This is a genomic window from Leifsonia sp. Y862, from assembly GCF_057669585.1.
On the sequence record NZ_JBYHFR010000002.1, the window covers coordinates 742,355 to 759,630 of the forward strand.

16 protein-coding genes are annotated in these 17,276 nt (G+C 64.5%); 6 read left to right on the plus strand and 10 right to left on the minus strand.

Annotation, left to right across the window (positions count from 1 at the left end; genetic code table 11):
• Positions 1 to 11: 11 nt before the first annotated feature.
• The 4 genes from AC25Z0_RS13505 (at position 12) to AC25Z0_RS13520 (ending at position 4,905) form a co-directional block, all read left to right on the plus strand.
• Positions 12 to 1,604 carry an aldehyde dehydrogenase family protein gene (locus AC25Z0_RS13505; protein WP_488120169.1) on the plus strand — a complete coding sequence of 531 codons (1,593 nt, stop codon included), beginning with the start codon at positions 12 to 14 and terminating at the stop codon, positions 1,602 to 1,604.
• Entirely contained in the window at positions 1,601 to 2,464 is an 864-nt protein-coding gene (locus AC25Z0_RS13510; RefSeq protein WP_488133531.1) for an aldehyde dehydrogenase family protein, read from the plus strand. Before AC25Z0_RS13505 ends, AC25Z0_RS13510 begins: the two co-directional genes overlap by 4 nt.
• A gap of 179 nt (positions 2,465 to 2,643) precedes the next feature.
• Complete coding sequence (locus AC25Z0_RS13515; RefSeq protein ID WP_488133532.1) at positions 2,644 to 4,209, plus strand: SDR family oxidoreductase; 1,566 nt, start codon at positions 2,644 to 2,646, stop codon at positions 4,207 to 4,209.
• Between the two features lie 135 nt (positions 4,210 to 4,344).
• A complete protein-coding gene (locus AC25Z0_RS13520) occupies positions 4,345 to 4,905 on the plus strand; it encodes a GDSL-type esterase/lipase family protein (protein ID WP_488120172.1) in 561 nt (186 codons plus the stop codon).
• A 90-nt stretch (positions 4,906 to 4,995) separates the two neighbouring features.
• Here the strand turns inward: AC25Z0_RS13520 and AC25Z0_RS13525 are convergent, their stop codons facing one another.
• Positions 4,996 to 5,829 (minus strand): SDR family NAD(P)-dependent oxidoreductase, encoded by an 834-nt coding sequence (locus AC25Z0_RS13525; RefSeq protein ID WP_488133533.1) that lies wholly within the window; start codon positions 5,827 to 5,829, stop codon positions 4,996 to 4,998.
• A gap of 83 nt (positions 5,830 to 5,912) precedes the next feature.
• On the opposite strand from AC25Z0_RS13525, the gene AC25Z0_RS13530 reads away from it, so the two are divergent.
• Positions 5,913 to 6,518 (plus strand): TetR/AcrR family transcriptional regulator, encoded by a 606-nt coding sequence (locus AC25Z0_RS13530; RefSeq protein ID WP_488120174.1) that lies wholly within the window; start codon positions 5,913 to 5,915, stop codon positions 6,516 to 6,518.
• Positions 6,519 to 6,882: 364 nt separating this feature from the next.
• Here the strand turns inward: AC25Z0_RS13530 and AC25Z0_RS13535 are convergent, their stop codons facing one another.
• Genes AC25Z0_RS13535 through AC25Z0_RS13560 form a run of 6 tightly spaced genes read right to left on the minus strand, consistent with a single transcriptional unit; the run spans position 6,883 to position 13,411 of the window.
• The gene (locus AC25Z0_RS13535; RefSeq protein WP_488133534.1) at positions 6,883 to 8,025 is read right to left on the minus strand and encodes a zinc-binding dehydrogenase; all 1,143 of its coding nucleotides are present in this window, start codon (positions 8,023 to 8,025) and stop codon (positions 6,883 to 6,885) included.
• On the minus strand, positions 8,022 to 8,747 hold the full coding sequence (locus tag AC25Z0_RS13540) for an HAD family hydrolase (RefSeq protein ID WP_488133535.1): 726 nt from the start codon (positions 8,745 to 8,747) through the stop codon (positions 8,022 to 8,024). The genes AC25Z0_RS13535 and AC25Z0_RS13540 overlap by 4 nt, the downstream gene beginning before the upstream one ends.
• A complete protein-coding gene (locus AC25Z0_RS13545) occupies positions 8,747 to 9,895 on the minus strand; it encodes a TIGR03364 family FAD-dependent oxidoreductase (protein WP_488133536.1) in 1,149 nt (382 codons plus the stop codon). The genes AC25Z0_RS13540 and AC25Z0_RS13545 overlap by 1 nt, the downstream gene beginning before the upstream one ends.
• Complete coding sequence (gene phnE / locus AC25Z0_RS13550; RefSeq protein ID WP_488133537.1) at positions 9,892 to 11,616, minus strand: phosphonate ABC transporter, permease protein PhnE; 1,725 nt, start codon at positions 11,614 to 11,616, stop codon at positions 9,892 to 9,894. The genes AC25Z0_RS13545 and phnE overlap by 4 nt, the downstream gene beginning before the upstream one ends.
• Positions 11,613 to 12,443, minus strand: a complete 831-nt coding sequence (gene phnC, locus AC25Z0_RS13555; RefSeq protein ID WP_488133538.1) for a phosphonate ABC transporter ATP-binding protein — start codon at positions 12,441 to 12,443, stop codon at positions 11,613 to 11,615. The genes phnE and phnC overlap by 4 nt, the downstream gene beginning before the upstream one ends.
• A gap of 38 nt (positions 12,444 to 12,481) precedes the next feature.
• Entirely contained in the window at positions 12,482 to 13,411 is a 930-nt protein-coding gene (locus tag AC25Z0_RS13560) for a phosphate/phosphite/phosphonate ABC transporter substrate-binding protein (protein ID WP_488133539.1), read from the minus strand.
• A gap of 168 nt (positions 13,412 to 13,579) precedes the next feature.
• Between AC25Z0_RS13560 and AC25Z0_RS13565 the strand changes: the two genes are divergently transcribed.
• Positions 13,580 to 14,329 carry a GntR family transcriptional regulator gene (locus AC25Z0_RS13565; RefSeq protein ID WP_488120181.1) on the plus strand — a complete coding sequence of 250 codons (750 nt, stop codon included), beginning with the start codon at positions 13,580 to 13,582 and terminating at the stop codon, positions 14,327 to 14,329.
• Positions 14,330 to 14,337: 8 nt separating this feature from the next.
• Here AC25Z0_RS13565 and AC25Z0_RS13570 read toward each other — a convergent pair whose 3' ends face one another.
• From AC25Z0_RS13570 to AC25Z0_RS13580, 3 genes are all read right to left on the minus strand, one after another.
• Positions 14,338 to 15,216, minus strand: a complete 879-nt coding sequence (locus tag AC25Z0_RS13570; protein WP_488133540.1) for an EamA family transporter — start codon at positions 15,214 to 15,216, stop codon at positions 14,338 to 14,340.
• 197 nt (positions 15,217 to 15,413) lie between these two features.
• Complete coding sequence (locus tag AC25Z0_RS13575) at positions 15,414 to 16,922, minus strand: M20/M25/M40 family metallo-hydrolase (protein ID WP_488133541.1); 1,509 nt, start codon at positions 16,920 to 16,922, stop codon at positions 15,414 to 15,416.
• Positions 16,915 to 17,193, minus strand: coding sequence for a metal-sensitive transcriptional regulator (locus tag AC25Z0_RS13580; protein ID WP_488133542.1), 279 nt, complete (start codon positions 17,191 to 17,193; stop codon positions 16,915 to 16,917). Before AC25Z0_RS13580 ends, AC25Z0_RS13575 begins: the two co-directional genes overlap by 8 nt.
• Positions 17,194 to 17,276: the final 83 nt, after the last annotated feature.

Genomic DNA, 17,276 nt, shown 5'->3' on the forward strand with positions numbered 1-17,276 from the left:
GGACCTCTGACATGAACTTTCTCGAATACGCTCCGGCGCCCGAGTCGCAGGCGGTCCTGAATCTCCGCAGCGACTACGGCCTCTTCATCAACGGTGACTTCGTCGCCGGTCGCGGTACGCCGTTCTCCACCATCTCTCCCGCCACCGAGAAGCAGATCGCAATGATCAGCAACGCGAATGCAGCGGATGTCGACACCGCGGTCGCCGCCGCCCGTCGTGCCCACGATAACGTCTGGTCCAAGCTCTCCGGCAGCGACCGCGGCAAGTACCTGTTCCGCATCGCACGCCTCGTGCAGGAACGCGCCCGCGAACTGGCCGTGGCCGAAAGCCTCGACAACGGCAAGCCGATCAAGGAGAGCCGCGACGTCGACGTGCCCCTCGTCGCCGCCTGGTTCTTCTACTACGCAGGCTGGGCAGACAAGCTCGATCACGCCGGCCTCGGCCCGAACCCGGCGTCGCTCGGTGTCGCAGCCCAGGTCATCCCGTGGAACTTCCCGCTGCTCATGCTGGCGTGGAAGATCGCCCCGGCCTTGGCCGCCGGCAACACCGTCGTGCTGAAGCCCGCCGAAACCACTCCTCTCACCGCGTTGCTGTTCGCGGAGATCTGCCAGCAGGCAGGCCTCCCCGACGGCGTCGTGAATATCATCACCGGGGCCGGCGACACCGGCGAACTGCTCGTCAACCACCCCGACGTGAACAAGGTCGCCTTCACCGGCTCGACCGCCGTCGGCCGCGCCATCGCGCGCTCGGTTGCCGGCACCGACAAGAAGCTCACCCTCGAGCTCGGTGGCAAGGCAGCGAACATCGTGTTCGACGACGCACCCATTGACCAGGCCATTGAGGGCATCGTCAACGGAATCTTCTTCAACCAGGGCCACGTGTGCTGCGCAGGCAGCCGCCTCCTGGTGCAGGAGTCCATCCACGACGAGGTCGTCGACCGCCTGAAAGAGCGGATGTCCACCCTCCGCCTCGGCGACCCGCTCGACAAGAACACCGACATCGGTGCCATCAACAGCCGCGAGCAGTTGCAGCGCATCACAGAGCTCTCCAACATCGGCGAGCAGGAAGGTGCGGAGCGCTGGAGTCCAGACTGCGCGATTCCGGAGAACGGCTTCTGGTTCGCGCCGACGATCTTCACGAACGTGTCGACCAGTCACCGCATCGCCAGGGACGAGATCTTCGGTCCCGTGCTCTCCGTGCTCACCTTCCGTACCCCGGCCGAGGCCATCGCTAAGGCGAACAACACCCCGTACGGCCTGTCAGCCGGCATCTGGTCAGACAAGGGCAGCCGCATCCTGGCCGTCGCCGACAAGCTGCGCGCCGGGGTCATCTGGGCGAACACGTTCAACCGCTTCGACCCGGCCAGCCCGTTCGGCGGCTACAAGGAGTCCGGCTACGGACGCGAGGGCGGCCGTCAGGGCCTGACCGCGTACCTGAAGCCGGCATCCGCTCGCCCGTCGATGGTCGCAGAGCAGGCAGCTGCCCTCGACAGTGCTGCCGGCACCGCGCCGAAGGCCGTCACCGAGTCGACTGGCGCTGCGTCGACCAACGCCGCGACCGCCGCACCTAAGAAGTCTCCCGCAGGAAAGAAGGCCGCCAAGTGACCCGCCTCGCCGTTCCCAAGACGTACAAGCTCTACATCGGCGGAAAGTTCCCGCGCAGCGAGTCTGGCCGTGTGTACGAGATCACCAGCCGTTCAGGCGAATTCCTCGCCAACGCAGCGCTGGCGTCCCGCAAGGATGCCCGCGATGCCGTCGTCGCCGCGCGCTCAGCCGTCAGCGGCTGGTCGAACAGCACCGCGTACAACCGCGGGCAGGTGCTGTACCGCATCGCCGAGCTGCTCGAAGGCCGTCGAGCCCAGTTCATCGACGAGATCATGCACTCGGAGGGCGTCACAGCGCAGATGGCCGCCGACCAGGTCGACGCCGCCATCGACCGCTGGGTCTGGTACGCCGGCTGGGCCGACAAGTACGTGCAGGTCACGGGCAATGCGAACCCGGTGTCCGGCCCGTACTTCAACCTGTCGGTTCCAGAGCCCACGGGTGTTGTCGCCATCGTCGCCCCTCAGGGCGCTGGCTCGCTTCTCGGCCTGGTCAGCGTCGTCGCACCGGCACTCGTCGCCGGCAACACCGTCGTCGTGATCGCCAACGAGACGATGCCGCTCTCAGCCATCAGCCTCTCCGAGGTGCTCGCCACCAGTGACGTGCCAGGGGGAGTCGTCAACGTACTCACCGGGTCGCCTGCTGAAATCGCTCCGTGGCTCGCCAGCCACGCCGACGTGAACGCCCTCGACCTCACCGGCGCAGGGGCCCTCGACTGGGTCGACCTACAGATCGCGGCAGCCGACACGCTCAAGCGAGTGATCACCCCGGAGAACGGACCGGATGCCGCCGTTCCCTCCCTCGACAGGATCGTCGCCCTCACCGAGACCAAGACGGTCTGGCACACCAAGGCGCTGATCTAACGCAGCTGCCTCGCGAGGTGAGTCTCGCGAGCGCGCCCGTTCTGGCTCGTCGCGCCCGCTGCAGCGGGCGCGACGAGCCAGAACTGTAGCGGCGACTGCACGGTACCTGGCCACTGCACCGCTGCGGCCGCTGCGAAATCTCCCCAGCGAGACCGCGGCCACGAACGTAGGCTGAGGTGATGAGCCCACGACGCGTACTCGTGACAGGAGCAACCGGATACATCGGCGGCCGGCTGGTTCCGCGCCTGCTCGAAGCCGGCTACGAGGTGCGCGTGCTCGTGCGATCGCCGCAGCGCCTCACCGATGTTCCCTGGGCCTCAGAGGTCGAGATCGTGGCAGGCGACCTGGACGATCTGGCATCCGTTCGACGTGCCTGTGACGGATGCGACGTGCTCTATTACCTCGTTCACTCCATGTCGAGCGGCCCAGCGTTCGAAAGCATGGAGCTGCGCGCGGCGCGGAATGCCGCGCAGGCTGCTGCCGAGGTTGGGATGTCGCGCATCGTCTACCTGGGCGGGCTGCATCCCGATGCCGAACACCTCTCGCCGCATCTCCGCTCCCGCGTCGAGGTCGGCAAGATATTGCTGGACTCTGGCGTGCCGACGGTGGCGCTGCAGGCCGGGGTCGTCATTGGGTCCGGGTCGACCTCGTTCGAGATGATCCGGCACCTCACCGACGTTCTGCCGTATATGCCGGCGCCGAAATGGGTGCGCAACTTCATCCAGCCGATCGCCGTGCGCGACGTGCTCTATTACTTGATCCATGCGGCCGAACTGCCGCCAGAGGTGAACCGCACCTTCGACATCGGCGGTCCGGACGTGCTGCGCTACGGACAGATGATGAATGGCTATGCGCTGGAGGCCGGCCTCCACCAGCGACCGATCGCAGCCCTCCCTGTCTTGACTCCATGGTTGGCCTCGCAGTGGGTGAATCTGGTGACGCCGATTCCGCGCAGCCTGGCCATCCCGATCATTGCATCGCTGCAATACGACTGCGTCATGCACGAGCACGACATCGACGACTACATTCCCCAGCCAGAGGACGGACTCACTCCGTATCGACGCGCGGTCCGCCTCGCTCTCGGGCGGATGCGCGACGGCGAGGTCGAGACCAGCTGGCAGAACGCGTCCATCGAGGGCGCATCAAGCAACCCGCTGCCCAGCGACCCAGACTGGGCCGGCCACATCGTCTACACCGATGTGAAGGAACGCCACACGAGCGCCGACCGAACCGACCTCTGGCGTGTCATTGAATCGATTGGCGGAGAGAACGGCTGGTATTCGTTCCCGCTCGCCTGGGCGGTGCGTGGCTGGATGGACAAGCTCGCCGGTGGCGTCGGACTCCGTCGTGGCCGCGTGCACCCCGACAGGCTGCACACCGGAGACGCCCTCGACTTCTGGCGGGTGGAGAAGATCGAGCGCGGCCACCTGCTGCGCCTGCGTGCCGAGATGCGCGTGCCGGGGCGCGCCTGGCTCGAGATGCGTGCCGAAACCGATCCAGCCGGCGGCTCTATCTACAAGCAGCGCGCGATCTTCTTCCCTCGTGGCCTCGGTGGGCGGCTGTACTGGTGGTCGATTCTGCCGTTCCACGGCGTCATCTTCACGGGCATGGCCAACCGCATCACCGCAACGGCTGAGTCGCAGCCGACAGCCACATCCACTGCCACGTCAACTGCCACATCAACGGCTACAGCGGCGTCGGAGCCCGCAGCGGAGTCGCCGACTGACAACGGAATCGCCGACTGACAGCGCCGATATCGTGCGCGACTAGCTCGTTCATACCCGCTTGACGGTGGGCACGCAAGACGATTGCGTGCGCATCCACTGTGAGTTCTGTCGTATGTTTGCGGTTCAGTGCATGATGGATATGAGGAGGCCACTATGACCGGATCACTAGTATTCATCGGCGATGGCCTAACAACAGGCGGTCGCTGGGACGAATGGTTTCCAGAGTTCACCGTTCACAACTTAGGTGTGAGCGGCGAAACGACGGACGCACTGTTGGACAGGCTGGAGTCGGTTATCGAACTTGAGCCAGACGCAGTTGTCGTTCAGATCGGCACAAACGACGTGGGCTGGCGACGAAGCGACGAGTACATCGTGCGCAACGTTGAGACGATATTGCACACGCTGCGGAGACGGCTCCCAGAGACCCGAATCCTGGCGCAGTCGATACCGCCACGCGAACGCGATCACGTCGATCTCATCCGCTCAATCAATCGGCACGTGTGGCAATACGCGCCAACGCTGCATGCCGGCTATCTCGACCTGTGGCCGATGCTCGCCGACCCAGACGGGGAAATCGGCGTGGGATTCTCCGAAGACCGGCTGCACCTGAACGAGGCAGGGTATGCGATCTGGGTCGCAGAGCTGAAGCCGGCGCTCGAGGTGCTCTTCGAGACACCGACGTCGACTACGACGATCCCGGTTCAGTACATCTAGGGCTTGGAAATCTTAAACGTGGGAGTTTCAGCAGCTCTATGCACACGAACGCCAGCACGTGCTCCGAACTGTCGAGTCGTGGCGTGGCGATCACCGGGCTGCTGAGACCCGGGTGCTTTCGTTGCGACGTGCAGGATCTGTGAGCCGGTACATCAACCGGGCGGTGGTTCGCCGGCTCACGAGCCGGAAGACGCCAGCGCCGACCCAGTTGGATGTGCCGTCTATGACGCTCGGCCCTGGGTTGTGGCGGGAGAGATGCGCGAGGGCGGTCGCGACAACAGCGTCTGGAGTTCGCATCTTGGCACCCGCGGTGGCGTCGTCCGTGCCGACGACGGAGTTGAACTCGGTGCTCGTCGCACCAGGGGACAGCGCGAACGCCGTGACTCCTGTGCCCTGGAGCTCAGCCCAGAGCGACTCGGTGAAGCTGAGTATGAAGGCTTTCGCTGCCCCGTAGACGGCCATGCGGGGGGCTGGCGTGTATGCGGCCATGCTCGCGACGTTGATCAGGTAGCCGTGGCCGGCTGCGATCATGTCAGGCAGGAATGCCGCGCTGAGTTGCACAGGCGTGGAGACGTCGACTGCGATTTCCTGGGCGAGCCGCGCCGGGTCCTCCTCGATGAACGGACCGAACGTTCCGAACCCGGCGTTGTTGATGAGACTCGTCACATGCAGACCTGCGGTGGAGACGGCGGTGTACAGCTCGGTTCCCGCTGTCGGCGAGCCGAGATCCTGGGCGATGGCCGTGGCGGTTATGCCGTGGTCCTGTTCGAGCTCTGCCGCAAGCTGCTCGAGGCGATCGAGCCGGCGCGCGACCAGGATCAGATTGGATCCTCGGGCGGCGAGTGCGCGAGCGAACGATGCTCCGATTCCGGAGCTGGCTCCGGTGATGAGAACGGTCTGGGTTCGGTGGTCGATGGTCGGCATGAAGGCTCCAATGTCGGTAGATGCAGAACTCTATGTCTAGCTGGCACTGAGTGTCAACAGGGCATCTAGGATAAGGTTCGACCATGGGTACTGATGCATCACTATGGGAGCGATCGCGGCAAGCGGCCTATATCGAAATTACGGGCGTTGCGATGCGTCTTTTCCTTGAGCAGGGATTCGAGCAGACGACCGTTGATCAGATAGTCGCGGCAGCTGGCATCTCACGACGCTCCTTCTTCCGATACTTCGGCACGAAGGAAGACGTTGTGCTCGGCGACCTCGCAAACCAGGGCCTGCTAGTCCAACAGGCTCTCGAAGCTGTTCCCCTGACTGTCGCGCCCTGGGAAGCGCTTCGCGCCGCCTTGAACGCTGTGGACGCCCTTGAAGTCGAGCCTGGTATCACTCTGAAAATCTCGAAGATGATGTATGAGACGCCGTCGTTGCGCGCGCGCAGCATTGAAAAGCACTTGCATTGGCAGTCGCTGCTCGTGCCGAACATCCGCGAACGACTCGGTGTCGGCGCTGACCACGATGATCCGGCAGCTGACGCCATTGTTGCCAGCGCCATCGCGTGTCTCGATGTCGCCGGCGAACTATGGACACGATTGGGCGGAGGCTTGAGGCTTGCCGACCTCTATGACCAAGCCGTCAGCGCGGTCAGAGGTGTTTCCGCGCAATTCACGGCGTGATGCTGGCTACCCGGCGGCGGGGCGGAGGCCGTGGAGAAGATGTCCAGCATCAGCGTGCGGTCAGCGGGTGTGCCGAGACGAACCGCGTGTTCGATGAGCCGTCGTGCAAAGACGGATGACGGACTTCCGCTCATGCGTGGGCACATCCCGATACGCGACCGACCACATTTGACGTCTCCCGTTGACCAGCATCGGCGCGTACACGAAGGCGAAGACCGCGACGGAGGTCTTCGCATTCGAAATCCTTCGGAGGCTCACTGCCGCCGGCCTGCCGGTCGCGTCTGTGTTGACCAGACCCGGCGTCGTTGTCGATGCGAAGACCCCTGAGCGGTCGGGAATCCGAGACGTGAGCGCCAGCGAGCGTCTACTGGATCCGCGGATCAATCGCGACACGAACTGGTCCGCCTGGACCGGCCTGACGAATTCCCTCGTCGAGTCGATCAAGCGCGATGGTTGCGCCGACGAGTTCATGGAATGGTCGGGTCTCCCATCGCTCAGTTATGTATGCCGCGGCGCCCATCAGGTGCGCTTCCGTGTAATTGTGGACGCCGGTCACGGTCAAAAGTCGGCGAACCATGTCCTCGGGATCGAGTGGCACAGGCTCGGTCGGGGAGACGCTGCCGACAAGCACGATCGTGCCGCCGACCGCGGCAGAGCCGAACGCGTCGGCGACCGCAGCGCGGGATCCAGAAGCTTCGATGACGACATCGAAGCCGTCGTCGACACCGGCCGCGCTGAGGATGCGTGCAATCTCGTCCGGGTCTGCGAGCGGGTTGTAGGTCGCAGTTGCGCCGAAACGGAGCGCCATCTCCCGGCGAACGGGGTCGGGGTCGGCAACGACGACTTTCGACCCCCTGTCGGTTGCGATCGCGGTTGCCGTGAGTCCAATGAGTCCCGCTCCGCTGATGAGCACATCGGGGCTCTGGTGAGGGTGGGTGCGAGCGGCCGCGTCGAGCGCTGCCCATGCAGTTGCCGTGCCGCACGAGACCGGTGCGAGTACTTCGGCCGGTACCGATTCGGGCACGCACACGATCGGGGTGCCGGCGAGCAGGTGGGTGTGGGTGGCGAATCCACCGGACAGCGACCACCGCTTCTCGATCTTCTGGTGCCCGTATTTCCGCAGGGTGCGGCACTTCTGGGTCAGGCCGGATACGCAGCGATCGCAGGCGCCGCAACTTGCGGCTATCGACCAGATGACGCGATTGCCGACAGTGAGGAGCGCCCCGTCGACCGCCCGTGGAGAGCCGCTGCCGATGGCGACGATCCGACCAACTTGCTCGTGCCCCAACACCAGAGGAGACGGGGCTGCACGGTCGCCGCGGCTTGTGTGAACGTCAGACCCGCAGATGGTTGCGAGTTCGATCTCGACGAGGACCTCGAGCGGGTCAAGGTCGACGCTGACGAACGCTGCCTTTTCGTGCGGACGGTCTGGCGCGACCCAGACCATTGCCAATGCCGCCGGCTCAAGCAGAATGCTGTGCGGTGCTGCCATTGTCTGGAGGGTCATCGTGCTGCCACGGGGGAAAGCGAGGGCAACTGCGTCAGATCTTCGATGACGGCGTCTGCGCCGGCCTCGACGAGGGTGGCCCGACCGTGGGATCCGCTGAGGACCCCGACAACCAGGCCGGCCCCGGCTGCTCGGCCGGAGCGGACATCGCTGGCAGTGTCGCCGAGCACGGCGACGGCGCTCATTGCGCTGACTCCCGCTCGCAGCGCCGCGGCCAGGACGAGGTCGGGGGCTGGGCGTCCGCGACCGGCGTCAACGGGGGAGAGAGCGATGTCGACGAGATCGATCCACCCGAGGGAACGGAGGATCGCGTCGCGAGTCACGGGTGCGAATCCGGTGGTGAGGGCCACTTTCACCCCATCAGCGATGAGACGACGGATCAGCGATTCGGAGCCGGGGATCTCGGTGACGTTCTGCTCGACGATCAGCTCGGCATATGCGTCCTCGAATGCGACGGTGGCGCGTGCCGCTGCGTGAGTGTCGCCGCCGGCAAGGTGAGTGAAGACATCGATCTTCGACATTCCCATGGTCTGGCGAACGTAGGCGAGCGCTTCTGCTTGTGAGAGCTGCGCGACGACGTTCGTGCGCTCGGCGGCACGCTGGAAGGCCATCTCGACAACGCCGTCGTCGCTGACGGTGGTTCCGGCCATGTCGAAGACGACGAGCTCGATGCCGTCGAGAGCGTGGGAGGTGGCGGTCGGGGTTTCGGTGTTAAGCGACATCAGATGCCTTTCATGGGGTTGAGAGCGCCGAGACGCTCGGACAGAATTGTTTCGGCCAGGCCGAGCCCCGTGGTCATGCCGATGCCGGTGGTCGCGGCGAGGGCGACTACTCCGGGTTCTGGTTCCGCCACCAGGAATTCGGTTGGGGCGCTGGCATAGATGCCTTGCCATCGCTCGAGCACCCTGGCCGGTGCGCCGAAGAGCTTCGACGTTTCCTCCAGGAGAAGGCCGGCTGTTGCTTCGCTTTGGAAAGGGGACGGCGCAGTGGCCTTGTGGTGGGAATCGCCGACTATGACGCTGCCGTCGGGAAGCTGGGTGTACATCTGGTTGAGGTCGATGGCCGCCAGGTCCGGACGCTGCGTGTGCAGTCGTTCGCGTACGGCATCCGCTTGAGGCAGCGTCGCGAAGGCGCTGTAGCGAATGAGGGACCAACCGGTCAGCAGGGGTGCCGCCAGCGGACGGGGGAGCGGCAGGTCTACGCGGAGCATGTCGAGCGAGCAGCGCACAATGCGGTGCTCCTCGGCGAGGTCAGGGAGCAGCTGGTCGATGTCGTGGTTGACCGCGACCACGACCGTATCCGCGTGTATGACGCCCCTGCTGGTGTGAACGGTGCCGGTGGTGACGCTGCCCACTGACGCGCGCATCCGGAATTCGACGCCGAGGGAAGCGAGGTGGCGCACAATCGCCGTCGCCGCCGTACGCGGATTCGTCTGCAAGTCGTAGGGAAGCACCGCGCCGCCGGTCAGCTGGCGCGATTCTACGGGCACAACGGCCGCCATTTCGGTGGCGTCGAGCAACCGGATCGCCGGCTCCTCGCCGAACCCGTGCGCCATATGAGCGGCGGATGCCTCGAGAAGCGCGAGCTCGTCGCTGTGCCTGGCGATAACGTGTGTGCCGGATTCGCGGAGCCAAAAGCCGGCGTCGCGGGAGAGGCGCAGCCAGATTTCCCTCGATGCGATCCCGTAGCGGCGTGCGTCGCCGGCCTGCGGGGTAAAGCAGAGGTGGCCGAAGTTGCGAACAGTCGCACCGACTGGTTCGGTGCTCCGGTCGATGACCACAACTCGCAGTCCCCGCCGCACCGCAGCGTAGGCGGCGCCGAGCCCAACAATGCCAGAACCGACGATGGCGATATCGAAGCGTTCACTCATCGGAATACCCTCCTCATCCACATGGCGAGCCCTTCGACAAGAAGGACCGTGACCAGGATCATCAGCACGATGGCGGTCACCGTCGCGTAGTTCGAGCCTTGGCTGGCGTTGAGCAGGTAGTAGCCGATGCCGCCACCGCCGACAATGCCGAGCAGGGTTGCCGCGCGAATATTCGTGTCTATGAGATAGAAGGTGTGCCCGAGCATTGCCAGGGCCGACTGCGGCACGGTTGCGCCGGCGTAGATCTGCAGCCGGGTTGCGCCGGTCGCGGTCAGCGCCCGTTCTGGTCCGCTGGCAACTTCCTCCACCGAGTCGGCGATCAGTTTGCCGAGCAGTCCGACACCGCCGACGGCAAGCGCGATCGTGCCTGCCTGCGTCCCCAACCCGCTGATGACGATCAATACGATCGCCAGTATCAACTCTGGAATGCCGCGCACCACAACAAGGAGAAGCCGGAAGCCACTCCGGACGGTCCGATTCGGTGCCACGTTCCGCGCAGCGAGGGAACCGATGACGAATGAAGCGACCACCGTCAACAGGGCGGCCGCCAGCGCGATCACGACTGTCTCACGCATGGCTTCGACCATCGTGGCGACCTCATAGCTGCCGAATGATGGCGGCCAGAACTGGACCGCTACTGCGGGAACCCGTCCCCAAAATGTGACAAAGTCGGCCCAGTGGATGTCGCTGACGAGGACAGACGCGACGACTACTGCCACGGTGATAATGCCGGCGATGGTGTTGCGCACACGCGTTGCATTCCACGGACGTCGCAGCGCTGATTCGCTGGTGATGGCAGGGACGTTTGGCACTCGTGCGGGCTGCGGCGGGCGGATCCGGCGAAACAGCCTGTCGAACGGCCCTGTAGCGGTGTTGCCTGGCCCGAGCATGGCCGCGCGGACAGAGCTCGAGACGATCTCCATGACGACACAGAGGGCGAAGATGATGAGTGCAATGCCGAGTCCTCGGCCATATTCGAGCGACTTGAACGCGTAGGACATCTCCAAACCCAGCCCGGCCACCCCGACATAGCCGAGGATGACGGAGCCGCGCAGGTTGATGTCGTTGCGGTGCAGGACGGTGGCCACCCACGATGGGAGCACCTGCGGCAGCACACCGGCGGTGAATTCCTGCAGCTTCGAGCCGCCCGCTGCTCGGATGGCGAGTCTCGGGCCTTCGTCAATCTGCTCGATGGCATCGGCGAACATTTTCGAGATCATGCCGATTGAGTGGATTCCGATGGCGAGGATGCCAGGGAGGGAGCCGAGCGAGAACATCAGCACGAACACCATCGCCAGCACGACGTCGGGAACCGCCCTGGCGAGGACACCGAGGAAGCGGGCCAGGCCGCGCCAACTGTTGCTGGGAGAGGTGTTGGACGCAGCGAGGTAGGCCAGGGGGACCGACAGCACGGCGGCCAGCAGCGTGCCGGTGAACACGAGTCCGAGGGTCTGTGCCGTGAGCGCGATAAGTACATCGCGGTCTGGGAACGTGATGGGGCCAACACGAACGAAGAAACGCTCTGCGTTTGACCAGCTCTGCACCATGCGCGGGAGAGAAATGTCGACCTCTGCGAGGGCGCCGACCGCCAGCACCACGAGAGCGGCAAGTGTGAGAACGGCGGCGATTCGCTGGGGAGAACGACGCGGCCGTGGAGCACGCTCGGCCACGCCGGAGTCGGGCGTTTGTGTCGCCCGTCTGGACGGAAGGGTAACGGTCACAGCGCTGCCTCCGGAGCCAGCAGCTCGATCTGAACAGCTTCCAGCTCTGACGTTGTGGTTGCGACGCGACCGTAGATTTCCATGACCTGGGTTTTGGATAGTCCGGCGGTCGGCAGGTCGAGCACGACAGCGCCATGACGGAGGCCGACGATGCGGTCGGCCCACGCGATCGCGAGGTCGACCTGGTGCAGGCTACAGAGCACGGTGAGACCCTCTTCGGAAGCGATCTCCCTGATGAGTGCCATGACCTGATCGCTCGACTCTGGGTCAAGAGACGCGACGGGCTCGTCGGCGAGCAGGATGCTCGGGTTCTGCATCAGTGCACGGGCAATTGCCACGCGCTGTTGCTGTCCTCCTGAGAGCGTGTCCGCGCGCTGGTAGGCACGGTCGAGAAGCCCGACGCGTTCGAGGTGGCGCAGCGCGCGCAGCTTGCTTGACTTCGGGTAGCTCCAGAGGCCAAGCCGGGGACCGCGAAGCTCGGCGAGGGCGCCGGTAAGCACGTTCTCGAGGACAGTCAGCGATGGCACGAGTTCGAACTGCTGGAAGATGAAGCCGATTCGGCTGCGGAGCGTGCGCAGACGGCGGCCGCCCAGAGCGGGCACATTCTCCCCGAGGACCGCCACAGATCCTGCCGTCGGGAGTTCGAGGGCGTCGATGTGGCGGAGGAGGGTGGACTTGCCCGACCCGGAGAGTCCGAGTAAGACGACGATTTCCCCGCGGCGCACGGTGAGGGAGACGCCATTGAGAGCGGTGGTGGTGCCGAACTGCTTCGTGAGGCCGGCAATTTCTATGACCTTCTCAGGTGCAGCGGGTGGTGTGGTCGTCATGGGATTCTCCGAGTCGGTTCGTCAGCGTCAGCCGATAGCTACTTCTGGCACTGAGTGGCTTTGGTTGCCTCGCAGATGTCGCGGATCTGGTCGTAGTACGAGTCGTCGACGGGAACGGTGGCGTAGAAGACGCTCCGGAATCCCTCGGAGTCTGCACTGTCGATGCCAGCTGCAACGATGTCGTCTGCGGTGACTTCGGAGAGGATGTCTCGAAGCTTCTGCTTGACGTCTGCCGGGAGGGTGTTCGACTCGACGATCGGGGCACCGGGAACCATCGTCTTGGCGATGACCTTGACCTTGTCTGACTTCTCAACCTCGCTGTCCTCGGCGAAGCCGGCTTCGCACTCGACGCCCTCGCCCACCTTCTGCACGCTGACGTCGTGCTTGCCGGCGAACACCGGCGTCACGTCGGCCTCCGGGTCGACGCCGGCCTCAAGCAGGTTGTAGCTGGGGAAGAGATAGCCAGAGGTCGACGACGGGTCGACGAAGCAGATCTTCTTGCCCTTCATCTGTTCGATCGATGTGATGGAGCTTCCCGTTGGCACGATCGCCTCTGAGTAGTACCCGGGCTCCTGGCCCTCTGTGGTGATGATCGAGGAAATCGGTGTCAGCTCTGCACCATTGTTCGTCGCGGTCACATAGGTGAAACCGGAGAAGGAGGCGACGTCGATTTGGCCGGCGATAGCCGCCTCGATCAGAGCCGCATAGTCGGTCGACTCGTGGTATTCGACGGTTTTGCCGGTCTCCTGGGCAATGTAGTCCATCAGGGGCTGGTAGTTGGTCTCGGTGTCGACGGAGTCGGGGACAACCCCGAAGACGAGGGTGCTTGAATCGACGGCGTAGCCGCCCTCAGCGTCTGCGGCGGCCGCATCGTCGGAGGATGTGGCGCCGGAGCATCCGGTAAGCGCGAGGGTGAGAGCACTGGCGACGGCGAGCGTCGCGACGGACATACGGGTACGTGTGATCATGATTGCCTTTCCGGGCGGGATCGAGGGTCGTCTGAAATTCTGCCCGACCTGTCGTCAAGATGTATACCTATCTGGCCGTTAGTTCACGACGTGTTCACCTATGTATCCGCTAGATGAACGGCGCGTGTCCGTGCCACTCGAATACCGCAGGGCCAGTAGGGTGCCTACGTGGCCGATGTTATGTACAAGCAAATCGCCGACGATCTGCGCTCCGCTATCACGACGGGTCGCCTCCGTCCGGGCGACGAGATCCCGACCGAGGGTGAGCTCGCCGACCGCTGGAGCACATCGAGAGGGCCTATTCGAAACGCCCTCGCCGTCCTCCGGGCTGAAGGGCTGATTGAGAGCACCAGGGGCCGCCCCAGCCGGGTGACCGAACGCAAGGCGTACCAGGCCGTAGACGTCTCGATCCCATTCACCAAGTGGGCTCGCGAGATTGGCGCAAACCCCGGAGCCCTGACCCAACACGTGGCACTTCGCCGCTCCGACAGCGAACAGGCTGCGCTCCTCGGAATTACAGAGGGCGATCTCGTCGTCGACGTGCTCCGACTGCGCTCACTCGACGGCCGGCCGACGATGGTCGAACGGTTGACCTACATTGAACCGGTCGGTCGGCACCTCTTCGACGTCGACCTCGATACCGTCTCGATCACTGAGTTCCTTGAATCCCGTGGCTGGAAATCGGCCGACGTGGATCATGAGATAGACGCCGTCGCAGCGGATTCAACAGATGCATCCTTGCTCGGCCTGGAACGTGGAGCGCCGATCCTCCGGCTGCGCAGAATCACTCGCCATACCGATGGACGCACCATCGAGGCGTCGGACGACCGCTACCGAAGCGACATCGTCCGATTCACCGTCTCAGCATCAGGGCGCTATTTTGAAGGCGGCCACTTCATCCGACCAATTGGCATCTGACGCAGAGCTCACGACGCCAGCAGCAGTACACCGAACACGACCACGACCGACGCTGTGACGCGCCGGACAGCAGAGCCCTCGCGCAACACCAACACTCCGAACAGCGACACCAGCACAACGCTCACCTCTCGAACCGGTGCCACCAGCGCCACCGGCGCCACCGTCATGGCGGTCAGCACGAGAATGTACGACAGCGGGGACAGCACCCCGAACGCCGCAATGCGCGGCCAGTGCGCTCGGGCTACAGCGATCATCTCGCCCCTGCGTCGGAACACCTGAGGTGCATAGAGCACAAGCTCCACCGCCGTGCACCCAACCATGAACGCCACCGGCGACAGTCCCCACGTGCGCAACGCATGCGCATCCCAAATTGTGTATGAAGCAATCGCCACGCCTGTTAACACCCCGAACACGATGCTCAGATCCAGCCCCCGCCGCATACCTGCCGCGGGTGTTGTTCGATCGATCAGTCCTGTCGCGATCACCCCGACGACGATGACGGCGACTCCGAGCATCGCAATCACATCGAGGTGCTCCCCGAGCAACACCACGGCGAGGAACGAGCTCAACGCCGGCCCCGTCCCGCGGGCAGTCGCATAGACCGTCGACAACCGACCCCGCGCATAGCCCTGCTGCAACACCAGCATGTACAGCACGTGTAAAACACCGGACACCCCGGCACCCACAGCGAAACCCACGAAGAGCTGGGGCCCGCCGACACCGAACCCGCCCGTGAGCGGGATGAGCGGTGCCCAGATCAGGGTGCTCGCCAGAGCTCCCCACCATAAGAACGGCACGCCGATCCGACTCACACCGTGAGCCAGCACATTCCATGCCGCATGACAGATCGCTGCCGAAAGGACAAGGAACAAAGCAAATACAGACACGAGGACCCTTCCCGCCGCACGGGGGCGCGACACAGGAGTCCTCCAGGCTTCTATCCTTTTAGATGACGGCTCACCGATCGCAGTCAGCCGTGGCGCCGCTCGAACCAGTCAGACAGTTACGTCCCGGAACCCTAGGCGCTATCAGGGGGAGCGTAGCAGGTGCGGGTAAACGGGTTGCGCCTGCGCTGGAGACCGCGCTAGCTGGCCGCGATCACGCGCGTGTAGAAGTTGATGCCGCGGAGGAACGTCGCCACGTGGATACGCTCGTTGACGGCATGCAGGGTGCCGCGCTCCTCGCCGCTCATCTCGAACGGGCTGAACCGGTAGACGTGATCGCTGATACGGGTGAAGTGTCGGCTGTCGCTGGCACCGAGCATCACATACGGGGTCACGACGGTGCCGGGGAAGGCCTGCTCGATGCTGCCCGTGACCAGGTCCCAGGCCGCGCCGTGCGTCGGCGAGACCGCGGACGGCTCGTTCGCGTGCTCAGCTGCGACGTGTACCCGTTTGTCACCGATGGCCTTCGTGACGTGCCGCAGCATCTTCTCGATGCTCGACCCCTGCGCGATGCGCACATTCACGACGGCACTGGCCTTCTCGGCCAGGGCGTTCGCTGCTTGCGCACCGGAGAGCTGGGTGACCACGGCCGTGGTGCGCACCATGGCACTGGTCTCATCGCTCAGCCGACCGAGGAGCATGGTCAGCGGCATCCGGAACAGGTGTGCCCGCTCGAAGACGAAGCGCAGGATGCCGGTGCTGTGGGCGCCGAGGGTCGTGATCATCTCGAAGTTGGTCGGGGTGAGGCCTGCAGGGAACGGACGGGCGTTGAGTCGGGTGATCGCGCGGGCCAGACGCACCGGCGCCGGCATCCGTGGGGGAGTGGACGCGTGACCGCCGGCCTGTTCCACCGTGAGGATCACGCTGGTGATGCCCTTTTCACTGACGCCGACCACCGCGATGGGTTTGGTCACGCCGGGGAAGATGTCCTGCACGACCGCGCCGCCCTCGTCGAGCACCAGGCCAGGCGTAATGCCGCGGCTCTGCAGCAGGTCGACGATCGCTGACGCACCGGCGCCCGTTGTCTCTTCGTTGTGGCCAAAGCTCAGGTAGATGTCGCGCTCAGGCTGAAAGCCTGCGAGCACCTGCGCTTCGACGGCTTCGAGAACGGCAACGAGTGAGCCCTTGTCGTCGAGCGTTCCCCGGCCCCAGATGAGCTGATCGGCGCCCTCGCCGACGAGTTCAGCCGCGAACGGCGGGTACGTCCAGTCATCATCGGTTGCCGACACGACGTCGTAGTGCGCCATCAGCACGGTCGGGCCAGTCGAGCTCTGGCCTGGCTGACTGCTCTGCCTTGCCTGACTGCTCTGCTCTGGCTGACTGCCCTGCTCTGGTTGACTGCCCTGCTCTGGCTGACTACCCTGCTCTGCTTGACTACTCTGGCCTGCCCAGCGATAGAGCAGTGAATGGCCGGCCACAATCTCCAGGGTCAGCGTCGCGTGCAACGCCGGATACAGCGCCGGCAGCGTTGCAATAAAGAGGTCGAACTGCGCCCAATCCGTCGTCGTCTCGTCGAGGCGCGACATGGTCGGAATGCGAATCAACGCCTGCAAGCGAGAAACGGATGTCGACACCTCGTCTGCATGCACGGTCTCCGCCCCAGGCGCCGCATCGACCGCATCGACCGCATCCACCGTGCCATCAGCCACGGTTGTTGCTCAGTTCGAATATCTTCAGGAGCTCCTCGATCGCGTTGTCGCGCTCGTTGCCGCCCGCTTCGAACATCTGCGTGACGTGGGTCTTCAGATGGTTCTCGACCAGGAGCTTGTTCAGCGACCCAAGCGACTTCTGGATGGCCAGCGACTGTGTGAGGATATCGACGCAGTAGTCCTCGTTTTCGATCATCTTCTCGAGCCCGCGCATTTGCCCCTCGAGGATGCGCGTGCGGTGAAGGGCCCGGCGCTTGATGTCTTCGATCATGGCTACAGGCTACCCGCTCGTCGAAATACCGTGGAGGGGTATTGTCGGCATCCGCTTGGGCAGACGAGCGGCGGCTCAGCAGG

Bases quoted from the DNA above. Each gene is read 5' to 3' on its own strand.
- AC25Z0_RS13505 (WP_488120169.1), top strand. From the start codon at position 12: ATGAACTTTCTCGAATACGCTCCGGCGCCCGAGTCGCAGGCGGTCCTG.
- AC25Z0_RS13515 (WP_488133532.1), top strand. From the start codon at position 2,644: ATGAGCCCACGACGCGTACTCGTGACAGGAGCAACCGGATACATCGGC.
- AC25Z0_RS13520 (WP_488120172.1), top strand. From the start codon at position 4,345: ATGACCGGATCACTAGTATTCATCGGCGATGGCCTAACAACAGGCGGT.
- AC25Z0_RS13525 (WP_488133533.1), bottom strand. From the start codon at position 5,829: ATGCCGACCATCGACCACCGAACCCAGACCGTTCTCATCACCGGAGCC.
- AC25Z0_RS13530 (WP_488120174.1), top strand. From the start codon at position 5,913: ATGGGTACTGATGCATCACTATGGGAGCGATCGCGGCAAGCGGCCTAT.
- AC25Z0_RS13535 (WP_488133534.1), bottom strand. From the start codon at position 8,025: ATGACCCTCCAGACAATGGCAGCACCGCACAGCATTCTGCTTGAGCCG.
- AC25Z0_RS13540 (WP_488133535.1), bottom strand. From the start codon at position 8,747: ATGTCGCTTAACACCGAAACCCCGACCGCCACCTCCCACGCTCTCGAC.
- AC25Z0_RS13545 (WP_488133536.1), bottom strand. From the start codon at position 9,895: ATGAGTGAACGCTTCGATATCGCCATCGTCGGTTCTGGCATTGTTGGG.
- phnC (WP_488133538.1), bottom strand. From the start codon at position 12,443: ATGACGACCACACCACCCGCTGCACCTGAGAAGGTCATAGAAATTGCC.
- AC25Z0_RS13560 (WP_488133539.1), bottom strand. From the start codon at position 13,411: ATGATCACACGTACCCGTATGTCCGTCGCGACGCTCGCCGTCGCCAGT.
- AC25Z0_RS13580 (WP_488133542.1), bottom strand. From the start codon at position 17,193: ATGATCGAAGACATCAAGCGCCGGGCCCTTCACCGCACGCGCATCCTC.